A 1397-nucleotide genomic window follows, 5' to 3' on the forward strand; every position below is an offset into this window, starting at 1 on the left:
GACTACGGGCGCGCGGGCAACTATTTCGAACGTCAGATCAGTCTGTGGACGAAGCAATATCGCACTGCCGAAACAGAGCGACTGGAGGCCATGGAGGCGCTGATCGATTGGTTGCCTGCCAATTGCCCGGCGCAAGAGGGTCGGCCGTCGCTGGTTCACGGTGACTTTCGCATCGACAACCTGATATTCGACCAACACGCCTGTCGCGTGCGGGCGCTGCTCGATTGGGAGCTCTCGACACTCGGGGACCCACTCGCCGATCTGGCGTATTTCTGCATGTGCCTGCGGCTCCCGTCGGATGGTCCCATCACCGGGCTTGACGGCAAAAGTCGGGCCGAGCTGGGCGTGCCCGAGGAAAGGGCGCTGGTCGAACGGTATTGCGCGTTGCGCGGGATCCCGTCGATCTCGAACTGGCATTTTTATCTGGCAGTCAGCTTCTTCCGTCTCGCCGCGATCGCGCAAGGCGTGAAGATGCGCGCGCTGAAGGGTAACGCGTCTCACGCGCGTGCACTCGAGGTGGGCGCGATGGCGGGTCAACTCGCACAGATGGCTGCCTGTCTGATTGAGCAAGAGGCCTGAGAGCGGACGTTGCTCACGACCGTGCATCGGCGCGATCGCGCGTGGTCGCGGCACGTGCGGCGACGCCCGGATTAATCCACAAGAACTACATGAACCATGGGAGTAGACACCGATGAGCACCAATCTCTTTGATCTGACTGGAAAGATCGCCCTGGTGACCGGGGCGAGCCGAGGTATCGGCGAGGAGATCGCCACGTTGCTGGCCGAGCAGGGCGCGCACGTGATTGTTTCAAGCCGCAAGCTCGACGACTGTCAGGGGGTGATGGCGAAGATCCGCGACGCCGGAGGCAGTGCGGAAGCACTCGCGTGCCATGTGGGACGCATGGACGACATCGCCCGCGCATTCGATCATATCCGCGCGGTTCACGGGCGGCTGGATATTCTCGTGAACAATGCGGCAGCCAACCCGTATTTTGGCCACATCCTCGACACCGATCTGGCGGCCTATGAAAAGACCGTCGAGGTGAATATCCGGGGCTATTTCTTCATGTCAGTCGAGGCGGGCAGCCTGATGCGTGAAAACGGTGGTGGTGCGATCGTCAACACCGCGTCGATCAACGCGCTCCAACCGGGCGACATGCAGGCCATTTACTCCGTCAGCAAGGCGGCGGTGGTGAGCATGACGAAGGCGTTTGCAAAGGAATGCGGCCCGTTCGGCATCCGCGTCAATGCGCTGCTCCCCGGGTTGACGAAGACCAAGTTTGCGGGCGCGCTGTTTGAGACGAAATCGATCTACGAGCAGTGGATGAACCGCATTCCCCTGCGCCGGCACGCCGAACCGCGCGAGATGGCCGGAACGGTTCTCTATCTCGTATCCG

At 61.6% G+C, this 1397-nt stretch carries 2 protein-coding genes; both read left to right on the forward strand.

The window, feature by feature from the left end:
* Positions 1-579 (forward strand): phosphotransferase family protein (locus tag AWB68_RS44920; RefSeq protein WP_143282063.1); only part of this gene is annotated, 579 nt, incomplete at its 5' end.
* A 112-nt stretch (positions 580-691) separates the two neighbouring features.
* On the forward strand, positions 692-1397 hold a 706-nt coding region (locus AWB68_RS44925), incomplete at its 3' end, for an SDR family oxidoreductase (RefSeq protein ID WP_087650453.1).

The organism is Caballeronia choica, assembly GCF_001544535.1.
GTDB classification, from domain to species: Bacteria; Pseudomonadota; Gammaproteobacteria; order Burkholderiales; family Burkholderiaceae; genus Caballeronia; species Caballeronia choica.